The organism is Burkholderia theae (assembly GCF_048565265.1).
GTDB lineage: Bacteria > Pseudomonadota > Gammaproteobacteria > Burkholderiales > Burkholderiaceae > Burkholderia > Burkholderia theae.
Genome location: NZ_CP183462.1, coordinates 1,319,211 through 1,336,266, shown reverse-complemented (window position 1 = coordinate 1,336,266; position 17,056 = coordinate 1,319,211). Strand labels below are relative to the sequence as shown.

10 protein-coding genes are annotated in these 17,056 nt (G+C 67.9%); 7 read left to right on the top strand and 3 right to left on the bottom strand.

The genetic code is table 11. The features are described from left to right. The first annotated feature begins 41 nt into the window (after window positions 1-41). On the top strand, window positions 42-1,289 hold the full coding sequence (locus tag ACN22W_RS23465; protein ID WP_419689589.1) for a multidrug effflux MFS transporter: 1,248 nt from the start codon (window positions 42-44) through the stop codon (window positions 1,287-1,289). Window positions 1,290-1,366: 77 nt separating this feature from the next. Continuing rightward, on the top strand, window positions 1,367-1,888 hold the full coding sequence (locus tag ACN22W_RS23460) for a GNAT family N-acetyltransferase (RefSeq protein ID WP_419689588.1): 522 nt from the start codon (window positions 1,367-1,369) through the stop codon (window positions 1,886-1,888). A 28-nt stretch (window positions 1,889-1,916) separates the two neighbouring features. On the opposite strand, the gene ACN22W_RS23455 is transcribed toward ACN22W_RS23460, so the two are convergent. The 3 genes from ACN22W_RS23455 to ACN22W_RS23445 form a co-directional block, all read right to left on the bottom strand. Continuing rightward, a complete protein-coding gene (locus ACN22W_RS23455) occupies window positions 1,917-2,606 on the bottom strand; it encodes a hypothetical protein (protein ID WP_419689587.1) in 690 nt (229 codons plus the stop codon). Window positions 2,607-2,868: 262 nt separating this feature from the next. Continuing rightward, the gene (gene pbpC / locus ACN22W_RS23450) at window positions 2,869-5,118 is read right to left on the bottom strand and encodes a penicillin-binding protein 1C (RefSeq protein ID WP_419689586.1); all 2,250 of its coding nucleotides are present in this window, start codon (window positions 5,116-5,118) and stop codon (window positions 2,869-2,871) included. Window positions 5,119-5,125: 7 nt separating this feature from the next. Continuing rightward, window positions 5,126-11,164, bottom strand: coding sequence for an alpha-2-macroglobulin family protein (locus ACN22W_RS23445; protein WP_419689585.1), 6,039 nt, complete (start codon window positions 11,162-11,164; stop codon window positions 5,126-5,128). A 306-nt stretch (window positions 11,165-11,470) separates the two neighbouring features. Between ACN22W_RS23445 and ACN22W_RS23440 the strand changes: the two genes are divergently transcribed. The 5 genes from ACN22W_RS23440 to ACN22W_RS23420 all read left to right on the top strand — a co-directional run bounded on the left by ACN22W_RS23440 (window position 11,471) and on the right by ACN22W_RS23420 (window position 16,653). Beyond that, window positions 11,471-11,977, top strand: coding sequence for a sugar dehydrogenase complex small subunit (locus ACN22W_RS23440; RefSeq protein ID WP_419689584.1), 507 nt, complete (start codon window positions 11,471-11,473; stop codon window positions 11,975-11,977). After that, on the top strand, window positions 11,977-13,596 hold the full coding sequence (locus ACN22W_RS23435) for a GMC family oxidoreductase (RefSeq protein WP_129515106.1): 1,620 nt from the start codon (window positions 11,977-11,979) through the stop codon (window positions 13,594-13,596). Before ACN22W_RS23440 ends, ACN22W_RS23435 begins: the two co-directional genes overlap by 1 nt. A 2-nt stretch (window positions 13,597-13,598) precedes the next feature. Next, window positions 13,599-14,876 carry a c-type cytochrome gene (locus tag ACN22W_RS23430; protein WP_419689583.1) on the top strand — a complete coding sequence of 426 codons (1,278 nt, stop codon included), beginning with the start codon at window positions 13,599-13,601 and terminating at the stop codon, window positions 14,874-14,876. A 190-nt stretch (window positions 14,877-15,066) separates the two neighbouring features. After that, complete coding sequence (locus ACN22W_RS23425) at window positions 15,067-15,486, top strand: DoxX family protein (RefSeq protein ID WP_343493318.1); 420 nt, start codon at window positions 15,067-15,069, stop codon at window positions 15,484-15,486. 63 nt (window positions 15,487-15,549) lie between these two features. Beyond that, window positions 15,550-16,653: a porin gene (locus ACN22W_RS23420; protein WP_419689582.1), complete on the top strand. Its 1,104-nt coding sequence runs from the start codon at window positions 15,550-15,552 to the stop codon at window positions 16,651-16,653. The last annotated feature ends 403 nt before the right edge of the window (window positions 16,654-17,056 follow it).

Below are 17,056 nucleotides of genomic sequence, written 5' to 3'. Positions count from 1 at the left end.
CGCGGCTGCGTCACCGCTGCCCGACATCCTTCCCAGTCGTCATGAACGCCACGCCCACCCCCGCGCGCGAGTCGAACTCGCCGCGCTTCCTGCTATTCCTGATCTGCCTGTTCGCGTCCGCGGGTCAGCTCGCGATCGATATCTACGTGCCCGCGCTGCCCGATATGGCACGTTCGTTCGCGACGACGCCGCAGGCGATCCAGTCGAGCGTGTCCGGCTACATGGCGGCCTACGCGCTCGGCCAGCTGATCTTCGGCCCGATCGCCGATGCGTACGGGCGCAAGCGCGTGCTCGCGTTCGGGCTCGTGATCTACACGATCGGCTGCCTGCTGTCGCTCGGCGCGCAGAATCTGGAGACCTTCGTGCTGGCACGCTGCCTGCAGGGTTTCGGGATCGCGACCACCAACCTGCTCGCGAAGGCGATCATCACCGATTCGTTCTCCGGCCAGGCGCTGATGCACGCGTTCACGTACATGTCGATCGCGTGGGGGCTCGCGCCGATCATCGCGCCGGTGATCGGCGCGCACCTGCAGACATGGTTCGGCTGGCGCGCCTGCCTCGTGTTCCTGCTCGTCTACTCGCTGGTGATGTGGGCGCTGCTGTGGCGCTATCGAGAAACCTTGCCGAAACCGGTGCATCTCGAGCCGCGCACGCTGATGGCGAATGCGGGCAAGGTGCTGGCGAGCCCGGTGTTCCAGAGCTGCTTCCTCGCGCAGGGGCTGTGCTACAGCATCCTGCTCGTGTTCAACATCGTCGGGCCGTTCATGGTGCAGACCACGCTGCACAAGCCGCCGACCTTCTTCGGTTATCTCGCGCTCGGCATCGGGCTGATGTATTTCCTCGGCGGGCTGTCGAACCGGATTCACGGGCGCGGGCTGCCGAGCGCCGAGCAGCGGCTGCGCATCGGCGCGCGCGTGATGGCGGGCGCGTCGGTCGCGATGCTGGTGCTGGCGCTGACCGTCGGCCTGCGCGTGTGGACGCTCGCGACGCCGGTGCTCGTGATGGGCTTCTGCGCGGGCGCGATGTATCCGACGCTGATGGCCAAGGGCAATTCGCTGTTTCCGCATATCGCGGGCCTGACGAGCGCGATCCTCGGTTGTGCGCTGCTGCTCGTGTCGTCCGCGATGATGGGTCTGGCCGGCTTCGTGTCGATCCACGTGCTGACGCCGCTCGCGGTGTTCTTCGTCGCGCTGTCGTTCATCGTCGTGTGGATGGTGACCAAGCTGCTGCGGTACCTGACGCAGCAGCAGGCCGCGCCGGTCGCGTGCGGGAGCGGGGAAGCCGCGTAAGCGTTTCGTTGAACGAACGCGGGCGACCGGCCGCGCTTGCCGGACCACCCGCGCAATCCATCGCATCCGACCGAACCATGAGCCTGATCCTGCTGAACCGTGTCGCGCGTACCGACGCCGCCGACCTGATCGCCGCCAATCGCGCGAGCCGGAGCCACCATCTGCCGTGGGTCGATTCGTTCTCCGACCAGGCGGGATTCGACCAATGGTTCTCGCGCTGCCTGACGGGGCCGAATGTGGGCCTCGTCGCGCGCGAGCGGACGTCCGGGGCGGTAGCCGGTGTGGTGAACCTCAACGAGATCGTCGGTGGCGTGTTTCAGAGCGCGTATCTCGGCTACTACGGGATGGCGGCATTCAGCGGCAAGGGGCTGATGACGGACGCGCTGCGCGCGGCGATCGGCGTCGCGTTCGGCGAGCTCGGGCTGCATCGGCTCGAAGCGAACATCCAGCCCGGCAACCACGCGTCGATCGCGCTGGTTCGGCGGCTTGGTTTCCGGAAAGAGGGTTTTTCGCCGCGCTATCTGCGTATCGGCGGCGCATGGTGCGACCACGAACGGTGGGCGCTGCTGGCCGACGATACGCGCGAAGCGGGCGCCTGACGCCCGATCCGTTCCCGCGGCGGTCCGACTACAGCGGATGCGCGGCGCCCGCCTGAGTCAGCAGCGACACGGCAACCGGATCCGGCAGCCCGTTCGAATCGATCGCACCGGCCTTGGCCAGCGCGACGAGATCGCTGTCGACACCCGGTTGCCCAACCACGAACGACGTCGTCAGGAATGCCGGCGTAACCAGCGTGAGCGCATAACGCTGCTGCAGATTCGTCACGACCGCCGATTGCGCGTCCTGCACCGCATTCGGGCTGTTCATCACCTGCTGGAAGTGCAGGTTGCCCTGGAAATTGCCGATCAACCCGGCCGTGTTCGTGCCGAGCTGCGCGGCGAGATAGACCAGCATCAGCTCGGTCTCGGGTGTCGTGTTGAAGGTGCCGCCCGCATACGCGAGCGAATGCAGGCTCGTGCCGCCCGACGTCACGGTGATCACGCACGGCAGAGCGGCGTTCAGCGTCAAGTTGTAGTTGCCGCCGCCGTCAGTCAGCGTCGTGGCCGAGCCCACCGCGCAACTGACCGCGACCGGCGCGCTCGCGAGCGCGTCGCCCGTGGCGGCCGTGCCCGACAGCGACACGGTTTGCGTGTTGTTGTTGAAGCAGACATCGACGCCGAAGCAGGCATCGCCGTTGCAGGCCGGGAGCGCCGCGAGCGTGGCGACGCAGAGCGCGCCCAGTGCGGGGCGGGTGAAGCGCGTAGGGCGAATGTTCATGGTCGCGGGTGTCCGGGAGAAGGGAGCAACCGGTGTGCGCCCGGGGTAGCGGCGCTGTTCCTATTCTAGGTTCCGGATCCGCGCGCTGCTTGCCCGTTTGCGGGTCGGGCCGGAATCCTTTCAGTTCCGTTCGGAACGGGTCATGCCGGGCGTCGACCGGAAACGTCGAGAGAATGCATCGTTCCCGCCGGGCGGGCGCGCTGTCCGGCGGCGCGCGCCTTGCGGCAGCGCGGCGCGGTCGGCAAGCGGCTGGCCCATGCGCTCAGGGCTTGCGCGCGGCCGTCTTCGCGAATGCGCCGCGCACCTCGAAGCTGATCGTATCCGCGACATTCCCGCGCGCGTCGACGAGTTCGAGCCGGTGCCGGCCCGGCCACGGCATCCATGCGACGCGGTCGGCATGCCCGATCACCTTGTCGTCGAGCCGCCACGCGAACTTCGTGGCGCGCCCGGCCGAGCGCTCGAACCAGATCCGCTGGTTCTTCGGCGGAATGTCCGGGTCGATCGCGAAGATCGTGCCGTCGGTCGGCGCGCCGATCGTCAGCGGCGCGCGCGCGCCGTCCTTGCCCGGCGTGACGGGCGCGGCGAGGCGGATCGTGTCGAGCGCCGTGCCCGCGATGAACCACTCGTTGCGCGCGGGCTCGATGTCGCGCTCGAACGTGATGCGGCGCGTCTCGACGCCGGCCGGCGCGCGCGGCGCACGGCTCGGCAGGTCGCGGTGCAGGTAGCCGACGATGGCCGACCACACGGGCGACGCGCCCGTGACGCCCGACACGTCCCACATCGGCGAGCCGTCCGCATTGCCGACCCACACGCCGACCGTGTAGCGCGACGTGAAGCCGACGGTCCAGTTGTCGCGCATGTCCTTGCTCGTACCGGTCTTGACCGCCGAGAAGAAGCGCGTCGCGAGCGGGTTGTCGAAGCCGAACGTGCGGACGCGCGCGTTGTTGTCGGAAAGGATATCGGTGACGACGAAGCTGGCCGCTTCGCTGAATACGCGCGTGCCGCCGTCCGCATGCGCGGGCGCCGATGCACCGGACGCGCCGGACGCGCCGGACGCCGGCGCGGGCAGGTCGACGACCTTGCGCGCGACGCCGCCGTTCGCGAGCGCGCGATACGCGTTGGTCAGCGACAGCAGCGTGACGTCGGCACTCCCGAGCGCGAGGCTGAAGCCGTAGTAGTCGCCTTCCTGCGCGAGCGGCAGGCCGAGCGCGGTCAGCGTGCGGGCGAAGCGGTGCGGCGTGACGAGCACGAGCGTGCGCACGGCCGGCACGTTCAGCGAGCCGCCGAGCGCGCTGCGCACGCTCACCCAGCCCTTGAAATCCTTGTCGTAGTTCTGCGGAATGTACAGGCCGCCGCCGGCGGCGAGGTTGATCGGCGCGTCGTCGAGCAGCGACGCGGCCGTCAGCCGCTTTTCGTCGAGCGCCTGCGCATAGAGGAACGGCTTGAGCGTCGAGCCGGCCTGGCGCGGCGCGAGCACGGCGTCGACATCGCGCGCGCTCGACAACGCCCCCGATGATCCGACCCATGCGCGTATCTCGCCGGTCGCATTGTCGATCACGACGGCCGCGCCGTCCTGCACGTTGCGCCGGTGAGCAGGCGCGTTGAGTTCGGTCAGCGCGCGCATCAGCGTGTCGCGCGCGAAGCGCTGCAGCGGTGCGTCGAGCGTCGTGCGCACCTGCGCACCGGCCGCCGGCCTGACCTCGGTCGCGATGCGGCGCGCGAAGTGCGGGGCGAGGGCGGCGCCGTCGTCGCGCACGGCATTGGCCGGGCGCGCGGTGACGAGCTGCACGTAGCCGTCGAGCGACGCGCACGCCTGCTCGGCATGCATGTCGTGCAGGATCCGGCAGGCGCGCTCGGCGACCTTCGCGGGCGTCGCGTTGGGCGCGCGCACGAGCGCGGCCGCGATCGCGGCTTCGCGCGCGTCGAGGCCGGACGGCGCCTTGCCGAACAGCACCTGCGACAGCGCGCCGAGCCCGACCGTCTCGCCGCGGAACGGCACCAGATTCAGGTAGGCCTCGAGGATCTGGTCCTTGCGCCAGCCGCGTTCGAGCAGCAGCGCGTTCATTGCCTGCGTGGCCTTCTGCGGCAACGAGCGTTGGCCCGAGCGGCGCGGCGAATCGCTGAGCAGCCCGGCAAGCTGCATCGTCACGGTCGACGCGCCGCGCGTGCGCTCGTTCCACAGGTTGCCCCATGCGGCGCCGGCGATGCCGCGCCAGTCGACGCCGCTGTGTTCGTAGAAGCGCTTGTCCTCGGAAACGACGATCGCCTCGCGGAACGCGGGCGATACGTCCGCGAGCGACACCCAGTCGCCGCGCCGTTCGGTGAGGTCGACGCGTGTGCGCTGCAGCGGCGTGCCGTCGCGCGCGAGCAGCACCCAGTCGGAGCTGCGCCAGTTGCGGCGCACGTCGTCGTAGCCGGGCAGCGCATGCGCGACGAGCGGCGCGGCCAGCACCACGGCGACGAATACGCGGCCGGCGAAACGCGCCGGCCGCGGCAAGACCAGATCAATCATCACGTGCTCACGACTTGCCCGCGTCGGCCGGCTTCACGGTCATCGGCGGGTTCGGCCACAGGCCGTAGACGGACGGCGCGTACAGCGCCTCGACGCGCGTCGGCGGCAGCCCGAACGTGCCGACGTTGTTCAGCCGTACCGTGTACTCGACCGAGAATTTGCCCTTCGGCAAGTAATCGTAGTACGCGCGATAACCGTCGAAGTCGCGCTCGATGAAGGCCGGCCACGTGCCGTCCGATGTCTTCTCGCCCTGCGTCGCCGCTTCGGAATCGCGGCCGAGGCCCGAACCGAGGATCGTCGCGCCGGACGGGATCGGATCGTTGACGACGACCCACGTCATGTCGCTCTGCGCGTCGATGTCGAGATGCACGCGCACGACGTCGCCGCGCGTCAGCACGCCCTTGACGGCGGGCGACACGGGCGTGACGGTCTTCGTGATCCGGTAGCCGGCCGCGAACGGCGCGCGCAGCGGCACGGCCGCGAGGCTCTCGATCGTCGCCCACGGGCGGCCCGTGCCGTCTTGCGTGACGGACAGCGTGGCCGGCGCCTGCGTCGCGCGCGGCCACGGCAGCATCACGCTGCGCGCGGCGGCGGCGCGGGTGGCCGCGGTGGCCGACGCCGGCGTATCGGCGGGCGCCGGCGCCTGCGACCACGAGATCGAGCGCGCGTCGCCGCCGAGCGCGACCTTCGTCGCACCGGAGACGGGCGTGCTCTCGTAGGTGCGCGAGAAGCGCTCGACCGCGAGCTGCCCGAGCGCGTTCGACGTCGTCGTCTGCCATGCACCCTGGCGCTGCAGCGCGAGCAGGCCGGCCGTCACGCGCGGCATCTCGTCCTTCCACGCCGGGTCGCCCGCGAATTCCAGCGCGAGACGGGCCGCATTGGTCTCGTTGCTGGTCATCAGCCACCACAGGTCGTCGTCGCGCGCGGTCGAGAACACGAGCTGCGTGCCCTGGTACGTGAGGCGTGCCCGCAGGATCTGTTCGACCTGCGCGCGCTTCTCGTCGCGTTGCGGGATGTCCTTCACGCGCGTCAGGATCGCGTGATAGTCGATCACCGCCGACGTCGGCCACTGGTTCGGCGCGATCTCGATCGAGCCGAGCATGCGGCCTTGCGCGGCGCCGTAGCGCGACAGCGCCTCGATCGCGGCGAGCTTGCGCAGGTCGCGATCCTGGCGCGGCGCCCACGCGTTGCGCTCGATGCGGCCGTCGACGAAGCGCGCGAGCCCGGCTTCGAGCTGCGTGCGCAGGTCTTCCGGCAGGGCGAAGCGCGGGTCGAGACGGCTTGCCTCGTCGGACACCACGAGCAGGTACGACGACAGCGTCGGGCTGCCGTAGTGCGAATCGTCGGACGACGGCGGGAAGTAGCTCGCGAGCCCGTCGCTGTCGAGGTAGACGGGCATGCGTGCCACCAGCGCCTGCCATTGTGCGGGGTCGTGCAGGCCGATCGCGCGCGACGTCTGCTGTTCGAGGCAGCGGTACGGATAACGCTCGAACCAGCGCTTCACGCCGGGGAGCCCGTCGGCGAGCTTCGACTGCAGCGACACGGCGATGCCGCCGCGCGGCAAGCCTTGCGCGTTGTTCGCGGCGCCGGCCGGGGAGGCCACCGGCACCGTCAGCGTGCCGTCCACCTGCGCGAGCGTCGCCTGCTGCACGGTCACCGGCAGCGCGGGCACCACCTTCTGCGCCACCGCCAGCGCGTCGGACGCGCGCTTGCCGCCTTGCTCGGCCGCTTCGATGCGCCAGTTCAGCGCACCGGCCGCGTCGAGCGCCTGCTCGGGCACGGTGATCGTCCACGCGACCTCGGTCGCCGTATTGGCCGCGAGCGACACGGTTTGCGGCGCGACGTCGAGGCCGGTCACGCGAGGCGTCACGACGACCTGCATCGCGCGGTCGGTCGTGTTGCGCAGCGTGACCTGCGCGCGGAACGCGTCGCCTTCGCGCACGAGCGGCGGCAGGCCGGAGATCAGCTGCAGGTCCTGCGTGCTGCGGATCGACGTGCTGCCGGTGCCGAAACGGTCGGGGCCGACCGCCGCGATCGCGACGATCCGGAAGCGCGTCAGCGCGTCGTTCAGCGGCACCTCGACGGTCGCGCTGCCGTTCGCGTCGAGCGTCACGCGCGGATTCCACAGCAGCAGCGTGTCGAACAGCTCGCGCGTCGGCGCGCTGCCGCCGCCACCGCCCGCCGGCACGGCCTTGCGGCCGAAGTGGCGGCGGCCGACGATTTCCATCTGCGCGGTGGCCGTCTCGACGCCGTACGCGCGCCGGCGCAGCATCGCGTCGAGGAGGTCCCAGCTGTTGTTCGGCATCAGTTCGAGCAGCGCCTCGTCGACGGCCGCGACCGCGATCTGCGTGCCGGCCGGCGCGGGCTGGCCGTTCGGCAGCGTGACCTTCACGTGCGCCTGCGCCTTGCTGCGCACCGTGTAGCGCGTCGCGTCGGTCGTCACGGTCACGCCGAGACGATGGACGCCCGTGCCGACCTTGATCTCGCCGAGGCCGTAGCGGAACGCGGGCTTCGACAGGTCGACGAACGCGGTCGGCGCTTCGTAGTGGCGGCCTTCGCGCCAGAACGCGCGCGCCCATTCGACCGGCGCTTTCCAGCCCCACGTGAAGAACGAGTACCACGGCACTTCGCGAATCCGGCCGCGCAGCGCGAGCACCGACACGTAGACGTTCGGCCCCCACGATTCGCCGACCTTCAGGTCGACGGTCGGGTTCTTGCCGTTCAGCTCGACGATGTGCGTTTCCATCACGCCGCCGCGCTCGACCGCAACCAGCGCGGTCGCGTAGCGGAACGGCATCCGGACCTGGAAGCGGGCGGTTTCGCCCGGTTCATACGAAGTCTTCTCCGGGATCACGTCGATCCGGTCGGTGTTGTCGCCGCCGAACCAGAGTTCGTCCTCGCGCGTGACCCACACGGACGTCGATGCGTTCGACGTGCGGCCGTCGCCGTCCTTCGCGACCGCGATCAGCTGGATGTTGCCGGCCTGTTCGAGCGTCGCGTCGCAGGCCATGCGGCCCTTGTCGTCGGTCTTGCCCGAGCACAGCACGCCGAGGTCGCGCGTGTCGCTCTTGTTGTCGTAGGCATAGAAGCCGCCGACCATCCGCTTGCGCGACGACGTCGTGATGTGCGCGACGCCCTTGATCTCGATCGGCACCGACGCGCGCGGCTTGCCCTGCAGGTCGACTGCGAGCGCCTGCACGGGCACGCGCTGGCCGACCGACACCCAGCGGCCGGCCTTGATGCCGGCCACCACCGCGGCCGGCCACAGGATCGTGTCGCCGCGAATCGTCTGCACTTCGCCGTTCGGGTCCGCGAACGTCGCTTCGAGCGCGATGCGCTTCGGCGCGTCGACGTCGGGCAGGCCCTTGAGCGTGACCGAGCCCGCGCCGTTGCGGTCGAGCGTCAGCGGCAGCTTGTCGGCGATCAGCTTCGTCGCGTCGGGATCGTTGTTCGACGCCGACGCGTTGTCGCCGTCCTGCGAATCGTCGTCGGCGTTGCCGTCGCTCTTGTCAGGGCGATACGGCGTGAAGCTGAAATCCTCGAAGCGATCCGCGAACGGCGGCGACGCCCACTTCATCAGCGCCGACACCTGCACCGGCAGGTTCGATGCGCCGCCGCCCGACACGTAGTCGATCTGCACCGCGAGCGGCGCTTCCTTCACGGCGACGAGCGGGCTCTTCTGCGCGTCGCGCGCGCCGATCGACCCCTTCAGCACCGGCAGGCGGAAGGCCTCGACGCGGAAGCTGCCGCTGTAATAGGTGGCGGTCGGCGCGTCTTCCGGGCCGCCTTCGAGTTCGACGCTGTATTCGCCGAGCTTCGCGGCGGGCGGCAGCGTGAACTGCGTATCGGCGCTGTGGTCAGCGGCCCACGTGAGCGGCAGCTTGTACGTCTGGCCCGTGCCGAGATGGCGGATCGTCACGCGCGTCGGGTATTGCGACGGGAACGCGAGGCTCTGCAGCGTCTCGGTGCGGATGAAATGCTTCATCGACACAGTTTCGCCCGCGCGCAGCAGCGTACGGTCGAACACCGTGTGCGCACGCACGGTCGGCGCGCTGTCGGTGTCGGTCGGCACGTTGAAGCGCCACGATTCGATCCCGCGGTTCCAGCCCGAGCTGACGAACGCCATGTCGGGGCCCGTCTTCGGATCGTCGACGCGTGCCGACACGAAGTAGTCGTCGAAGCGCTCGGACGAACTGCATTCGTGCTTCGGCTCGAACGGCCCGTCGATCTTCAGCAGGCCCTGCGCGTCGGTCTTGCCGGCCGCGATCTCGTCGCCGTTGCAGTCCGACACGCGGATCTGCGCATTCGGCACGGGCTTGCCCTTGTCGAGCGTCGTGACCCACACGAGGTTGTTCTCGCGGCCCTGTTTCAGGTGCACGCCGAGGTTCGTGACGAGCACGGTGGTGCGCACGTACATGCTCGACGGCTTCGCGAGCAGCGAGCGGCCGAGCGCGGGTGACGCGAGTTCGAGCACGTAGAAGCCGGGCTTGTCGATCGGCACGCCGACGATCTCGAACGGGCGCAGCGTCTTCGGGTCGGCCTGCGGCAGCGTCAGTGCCTGCGCGCCGGGCTCGCCCTTGAGCAGCGACAGCGAGCGCACGTCGATGCGGCGGTCCTTCGCCGCGGGCTGCTTTTCGCCGGCCTGGAGCGGCACGTAGACGGGGTGCTGGCCCTTGCGTTCCAGCAGGCCGGGAATCTGGCTGTCGATCGAACCGGCCGTCATCGACCAGTTGTCGAAGCGGTCGACGGTGCGCATCCACTGGCGGATCGCGGTGTCGTTCTCGACCTTCAGGTTCGCGAATTGGGCGCCGCCCGCGTTGAGGCCCGCGATATGCAGGTCGGCCTCGACGTTGCGCAGCGTGACGGGCACGAGCGCGGGCGTATCGGGTTCGGCGAAGCGCTCGATGATCCCGAAGGTGCCCGACGAGAATTTCGCGAGCGGCGGCATCGGCGCGGTGCGCGTCGCCAGCGGGAACAGGTCGGCGTTGGACAGCGCGCGGTCGGTCACGTCGCGCAGGCCCGACGGCAGCTCGATCGTCAGGCCGGCCTGCGCGGGCAGCGGCGGGTTGAACGTGACGGTCGTCACTTCCTCGCTGTGGTCGTCGGCCGCGAAGGTCGGCGACAGCGAGCCGTCGGGGCCGCGCACCTTGATCGCCTCGGCGTTCTTGCGCGAGATCGGCGCGTTGAACGACAGCGTGAGCGGGCGCAGCGGCGTGCACGGCGCCTTCGCGTTCTCGCGTTCGCACGAGAAGCTCGCGGCGAACGGCGCGCGCACGGTGAAATCGAAGCGCCGTTCGGTTTCGTTCGCGATGCCGCTCGGGCTCGCGACCCCCTTGCCATACACGAGCTGCATCTTCGCGCTGGCCGGCAGCGCCTGCGCGCACGACAGCGTCAGCACGCGCGCGGCATCCTTCTTCAGCCCGAAATGATCGAGCAGCGCGTTGCGCGTATCGTCATCGGCGGCCGTGACGGGAATGCGGTTGCCGATACCGGCCGCTTCGCACCAGATGTTCGCGAGCGCCGAGCGCGGTTCGGCCGGGCCGTTCAGCTTCATCACGAAGACCTGCCGTTCCTCGATCTCGCGCGAGCCGGGGCGCACGTTCACCGGGAACGGGCCGCCCGTCTGGAACGTGAAGCGGCGCGGGCCGCTGGCCGCGTTGCCGGCGACCGAGCGCAGCGTATCGTTGAGCGCAACCGAGCAGCGCACGCCCGGCGGCAGGTCGTTTTCGAAATCGTAAACCCAGGTCTTGTCGTCGAGCCAGTGACCCTGGCCGCGTGCGGCGGTGGAATCGTTGCAGGTCACGCGCGCGGGATTCGGCGCGGAAGCCGAGCCGAACGCGACCATCGGCTCGTCGAACTTGACGACGCTCTGCCGGACTTCGGTGACGGTGCCCTGCGGCGATACGCTCACCGTGCGCGCCGCGCCCGCATGCAGCGACAGGGCCGCGGCGGCGCCGAGCACCGCGACGGCGCCGATGCGCCAGACGAGCCGCGTGGTGTGGTTGGTTCGATTCGTTTCGTTGTTGTACTTGTCGTGCTGCTTCATCGCTCGATTGCCCTCGGAGGGAAGCTTTCTGTTTGATTGCTGGCGATTCTAACCGACGGCCGTGCGGGCGCATCGCGGCACGCAGTGTGTCGCCGGCATGCGACACGCGTGTGTGCGCGCCGCAGATTTGTCGCGTCGGCGACACAAAAAGGCAGCGAAATGTCGATTATCTCGGATTGCGGAACATTTAATGGACTATAAAAAGATTGTTCGATCCGATTTGTGCGCGTACATTTCAGGTCCGCGCCAATGTTTGAGAAATATCAAGCGTGGTTTTCCCGAATCCGGTGTTCGAGAGAAGGAAACATGCACAACGACAACACCCCCCACTCGCGTCGCAATGGCGACGCAGCCGCAACCGGCATCACGCGGCGTCAATGGCTGCAGGGCGCACTGGCGCTGACGGCGGCGGGCCTCACGGGCTCGCTTGCGTTGCGGGCCCTGGCCGATGATCCCGGCACCGCGCCGCTCGATACGTTCATGACGCTTTCCGAAGCATTGACCGGCAAGAAGGGGCTGAGCCGCGTGCTCGGCCAGCGCTTCCTGCAGGCATTGCAGAAGGGTTCGTTCAAGACGGCCGACAGCCTGCCGCAACTCGCCGGCGCACTCGCGTCCGGCTCGCTGAATCCCGATCAGGAAGCGCTCGCGCTGAAGATTCTTGAAGCGTGGTATCTCGGCATCGTCGACAACGTCGTGATTGCCTACGAAGAAGCATTAATGTTCAGCGTCGTATCCGATACGCTCGTGATCCCTTCGTATTGCCCCAACAAACCCGGCTTCTGGGCCGAAAAACCGATCGAGAGGCAAGCCTGATGGCGGATACCGATACGCAAAAGGCCGACGTCGTCGTCGTCGGGTCGGGTGTCGCCGGCGCGATCGTGGCGCACCAGCTCGCGATGGCGGGCAAGTCGGTGATCCTGCTGGAAGCGGGCCCGCGCATGCCGCGCTGGGAAATCGTCGAGCGCTTTCGCAACCAGCCCGACAAGACGGACTTCATGGCGCCGTACCCGTCGAGCGCGTGGGCGCCGCATCCGGAATACGGCCCGCCGAACGACTACCTGATCCTGAAGGGCGAGCACAAGTTCAACTCGCAGTACATCCGCGCGGTGGGCGGCACGACGTGGCACTGGGCCGCGTCGGCGTGGCGCTTCATCCCGAACGACTTCAAGATGAAGACGGTGTACGGCGTCGGCCGCGACTGGCCGATCCAGTACGACGACCTCGAGCACTACTACCAGCGTGCCGAGGAAGAACTCGGCGTGTGGGGCCCGGGCCCCGAGGAAGATCTTTACTCGCCGCGCAAGGCGCCGTACCCGATGCCGCCGCTGCCGTTGTCGTTCAACGAGCAGACGATCAAGAGCGCGCTCAACGGTTATGACCCGAAGTTCCACGTGGTGACCGAGCCGGTCGCGCGCAACAGCCGCCCGTACGACGGCCGCCCAACCTGTTGCGGGAACAACAATTGCATGCCGATCTGTCCGATCGGCGCGATGTACAACGGCATCGTGCACGTCGAGAAGGCCGAGCAGGCCGGCGCGAAGCTGATCGAGAACGCGGTCGTCTACAAGCTCGAAACCGGGCCGGACAAGCGCATCACCGCAGCGGTCTACAAGGACAAGTCGGGCGCCGACCATCGCGTCGAAGGCAAGGTCTTCGTGGTGGCCGCGAACGGCATCGAGACGCCGAAGATCCTGCTGATGTCGGCGAACCGCGATTTCCCGAACGGCGTCGCGAACAGCTCCGACATGGTCGGCCGCAACCTGATGGACCACCCGGGCACCGGCGTGTCGTTCTACGCGAACGACAAGCTGTGGCCGGGCCGCGGCCCGCAGGAGATGACGTCGCTGATCGGTTTCCGCGACGGCCCGTTCCGCGCGACCGAAGCCGCGAAGAAGATCCACCTGTCGAACATGTCGCGCATCAACCAGGAGACGCAGAAGATCTTCAAGAGCGGCAAGCTGATGAAGCCCGAGGAGCTCGACGCGCAGATCCGCGACCGCGCCGCACGTTTCGTCGAGTTCGACTGCTTCCACGAAATCCTGCCGCAACCCGAGAACCGCATCGTGCCGAGCAAGACGGCCACCGACGCGATCGGCATCCCGCGCCCCGAGATCACGTATGCGATCGACGACTACGTGAAGCGCGGCGCCGTGCACACGCGCGAGGTCTACGCGACGGCCGCGAAGGTGCTGGGCGGCACCGAAGTCGTCTTCAACGACGAGTTCGCGCCGAACAACCACATCACGGGCGCGACGATCATGGGCGCGGATGCACGCGACTCGGTCGTCGACAAGGACTGCCGCACGTTCGACCATCCGAACCTGTTCATCTCGAGCAGCTCGACGATGCCGACCGTCGGTACGGTGAACGTGACGCTGACGATCGCGGCGCTCGCGCTGCGGATGTCGGACACGCTGAAGAAGGAAGTCTGACCGTGCGGAAATCTACTCTCACCTTCCTCGTCGCCGGCTGCCTCGCGCTGCCGGGTCTCGCGCGCGCGGCCGACGCGGCCGATCCGGCGCTGGTCAAGCGCGGCGAATACCTCGCGGTCGCGGGCGACTGCATGGCGTGCCACACCGCGAAGGGCGGCAAGCCGTTCGCGGGCGGCCTCGGGATGCCGGTGCCGATGCTCGGCAAGATCTACTCGAGCAACATCACGCCCGATCCCGATACGGGCATCGGCAACTGGACCTTCGACGACTTCGAGCGCGCGGTGCGCCACGGCGTGTCGAAGAACGGCGACAACCTGTACCCGGCGATGCCGTACGTGTCGTACGCGAAGATCAACGACGACGACGTGCAGGCGCTGTACGCGTACTTCATGCACGGCGTCGAACCGGTCAAGCAGGCGCCGCCGAAGAACGAGATCCCCGCGCTGCTGAGCATGCGCTGGCCGCTGAAGATCTGGAACTGGCTGTTCCTGAAGGACGGTGCGTACGAGCCGAAACCGGCGCAAAGCGCCGAGTGGAACCGCGGCGCGTATCTCGTGCAGGGCCTCGCGCATTGCAGCACGTGCCACACGCCGCGCGGCATCGCGTTGCAGGAGAAGTCGCTCGACGAGACGGGCGGCAGCTTCCTGTCGGGCTCGGTGCTCGCGGGCTGGGACGGTTACAACATCACGTCCGACCCGAATGCAGGGATCGGCGGCTGGACGCAGCAGCAGCTCGTCCAGTACCTGCGCACCGGCAGCGTGCCGGGTGTCGCGCAGGCGGCCGGTCCGATGGCCGAGGCGGTCGAGCACAGCTTCTCGAAGATGACGGAATCCGACATCGGTGCGATCTCGACGTACATCCGCACGGTGCCGGCGGTTGCCAGCGGCGACGCGAAGCAGTCGCGCTCGTCGTGGGGCAAGCCGGCCGAGGACGGCCTGAAGCTGCGCGGCGTCGCGCTCGCATCGTCCGGCATCGATCCCGCGCGGCTGTATCTCGGCAACTGTGCGACCTGCCACCAGATGCAGGGCAAGGGCACGCCGGACGGCTATTACCCGTCGCTGTTCCACAACTCGACGGTCGGCGCGTCGAATCCGACCAACCTCGTGCAGGTGATCCTGAACGGCGTGCAGCGCAAGGCCGGCAGTGAGGATGTCGGGATGCCGGCGTTCCGCTACGAGCTGTCGGATGCGCAGATCGCCGCGCTGACGAACTACCTGACCGGGCAGTTCGGCAATCCGGCCGCGAAGGTGACCGAGCAGGACGTCGCGAAGCTGCGTTGACGCGGCGCGCGACGGCGCGGCAGGGCAATATCGAAGAAGAGCGGCATCGAACAAGAGGAGGAGCACAGCACATCGGGCGGACCCCGATGCCGGTTGTTGCAGAGCGGGGCGGGCGGCGCAGGCGGCGGTCCGTCCCGATTCACAGGCAATCCGGTGCGCCAGCCGCGCATCGTTTTCGTTGATCGACACCATGACACCGAATCAACCGTTTCTCGCGTCCCAACGCGATGTGCTGCTGCTGCTTTCCCGCATCCTCCTCGTGATCCTGTTCGTGATGTTCGGCTGGAAGAAGATCGTCGACTTCCCCGGTACCATCGCGTTCATGGGCTCGGAAGGCGCGCCCGCGCCGATCATGTCCGCCGCGATCTCCGTCGTGATGGAGCTGTTCGTCGGGATCGCGATTCTGGTCGGCTTCCAGACGCGCGCACTCGCGTTGCTGCTTGCGCTGTATACGATCGGCACCGGCATCATCGGCCACCACTACTGGACGATGACGGGCGGCGAGCAGATCAACAACATGATTCATTTCTACAAGAACATCGCGATCTCGGGCGGCCTGCTCGCGCTCTGCGCGGCGGGTCCCGGACGTTTTTCGATCGATCGCGGATAAACAGACCCTGGGCGCGCGCATGGGGCACGCGTCGGATGGTCGAGACTCCGAGGGGGCATCATTTTGCGACTCAAACATTTCGCATGGCTGATTGCGGCCGCCACGCCGGCGGCCGCTTTCGCACAAACGAGCGTGACGCTGTACGGCCGTGTCGACGGCGGCATCGAGTACCTGAACCACATCGCGACGCCGAACGGCAGCAAGTCGCGCTGGGCCGCGGAAAGCGGCGACTGGGGCACCAGCATGTTCGGCCTGAAGGGCATCGAGGATCTGGGCGGCGGGCTGTCGACGGTCTTCGATCTCGAGACCGCGTTCCAGGTGATGAACGGCCAGACGGGCGGCGGGCGCATGTGGTCGCGGCGCGCGTATGTCGGCCTGAAGAGCAATACGTGGGGCCAGCTGCAGGCCGGCCGCAACCTGTTCATCGACAGCGACGGCGTGTGGGAATTCGATCCGTTCGTGCAGCAGGCGTTTTCGTCCGCGTCGCTCGTGCGCGGCCGCAACTGGCAGCAGACCAGCAACAACATCGAATATCACAGCCCGGTGATCGGCGGTTTCGACGTGCAGGCGCAATACGCGTTCGGCAACCAGTCGCGCGGCTTCAACTACGGCGCGGCCGACGATTTCGGCCGCTCGGACGGGATCATGATCTCGTACCACTCGCCGCTGCTCGACGTGCGCGGCATGTACGACGAGCTGCGCGACAACAACGGCAAGTTCAGCAACATCTTCACCGCGTCGCGCGAGTACTTCGTCGGTGCGAACGTGAAGGTGTCGAAGTTCAAGATCCAGGGCGCGTATACGCACTACCAGGCGCCGGACAGCCCGGCCGGTGTCGCCGATCGCGCCGATCACTACTGGCTCGGCGCGACCTACACCGCGACGCCGCAGTGGGCCGTGACGGGCGGCGGGTACTACGTGAAGGTCGGCGACGGCGGCGGCGATGCGTCGCACGATCCGTCGGGCCACGCGATGATGTATGTGCTCGGCACCACGTACAACCTGTCGAAGCGCACGTTCCTGTACGGCACGGTCGCGTACGTGCGCAACGGCGGCAACTCGAACTTCTCGCTGCTCGCGACGCCGCGCGACGCGACGTCGGGCACGAGCCCGCTGACGGGCGAGTCGCAGACGGGCGCGTATGTGGGGATGATGCATACGTTCTGAGCGGGGCGGTTTGCGCAGGGAAAGGCACGGGCGATGAAGGCCCGTGCCTTTTTGTGTTTACGGGGCTCGCTTCGATCGTTGCGGGACATGCTATTGGCATAGACGCATGATCGACTGTAGCGGGCAGGCTGGATCACTCTTAAATGCGACCTCGACCAGATTGCCAGCAGGTCCGACTGCGACACGCAATTCGTAAATGCGTGCAATGACATCAAGGGATGCATAGCTGATGCCGCACCTTGTTCGTCCGTCGTTTCGAAATCGGTATCGTGATCAGAGGCCGGAAGTCAATCGTTGCGCTATCAATCAAACGTGCTTGGTAAAGTCATATTCGTATAAGTTTTAACCGAATCGTGAATGCCAGGATGACCATCTCGATTTTTCATTTTTCGAAATAATTTCA

Bases quoted from the DNA above. Each gene is read 5' to 3' on its own strand.
- ACN22W_RS23440 (WP_419689584.1), top strand. From the start codon at position 11,471: ATGCACAACGACAACACCCCCCACTCGCGTCGCAATGGCGACGCAGCC.
- ACN22W_RS23465 (WP_419689589.1), top strand. From the start codon at position 42: ATGAACGCCACGCCCACCCCCGCGCGCGAGTCGAACTCGCCGCGCTTC.
- ACN22W_RS23460 (WP_419689588.1), top strand. From the start codon at position 1,367: ATGAGCCTGATCCTGCTGAACCGTGTCGCGCGTACCGACGCCGCCGAC.
- ACN22W_RS23425 (WP_343493318.1), top strand. From the start codon at position 15,067: ATGACACCGAATCAACCGTTTCTCGCGTCCCAACGCGATGTGCTGCTG.
- ACN22W_RS23455 (WP_419689587.1), bottom strand. From the start codon at position 2,606: ATGAACATTCGCCCTACGCGCTTCACCCGCCCCGCACTGGGCGCGCTC.
- ACN22W_RS23445 (WP_419689585.1), bottom strand. From the start codon at position 11,164: ATGAAGCAGCACGACAAGTACAACAACGAAACGAATCGAACCAACCAC.
- ACN22W_RS23435 (WP_129515106.1), top strand. From the start codon at position 11,977: ATGGCGGATACCGATACGCAAAAGGCCGACGTCGTCGTCGTCGGGTCG.
- pbpC (WP_419689586.1), bottom strand. From the start codon at position 5,118: ATGATTGATCTGGTCTTGCCGCGGCCGGCGCGTTTCGCCGGCCGCGTA.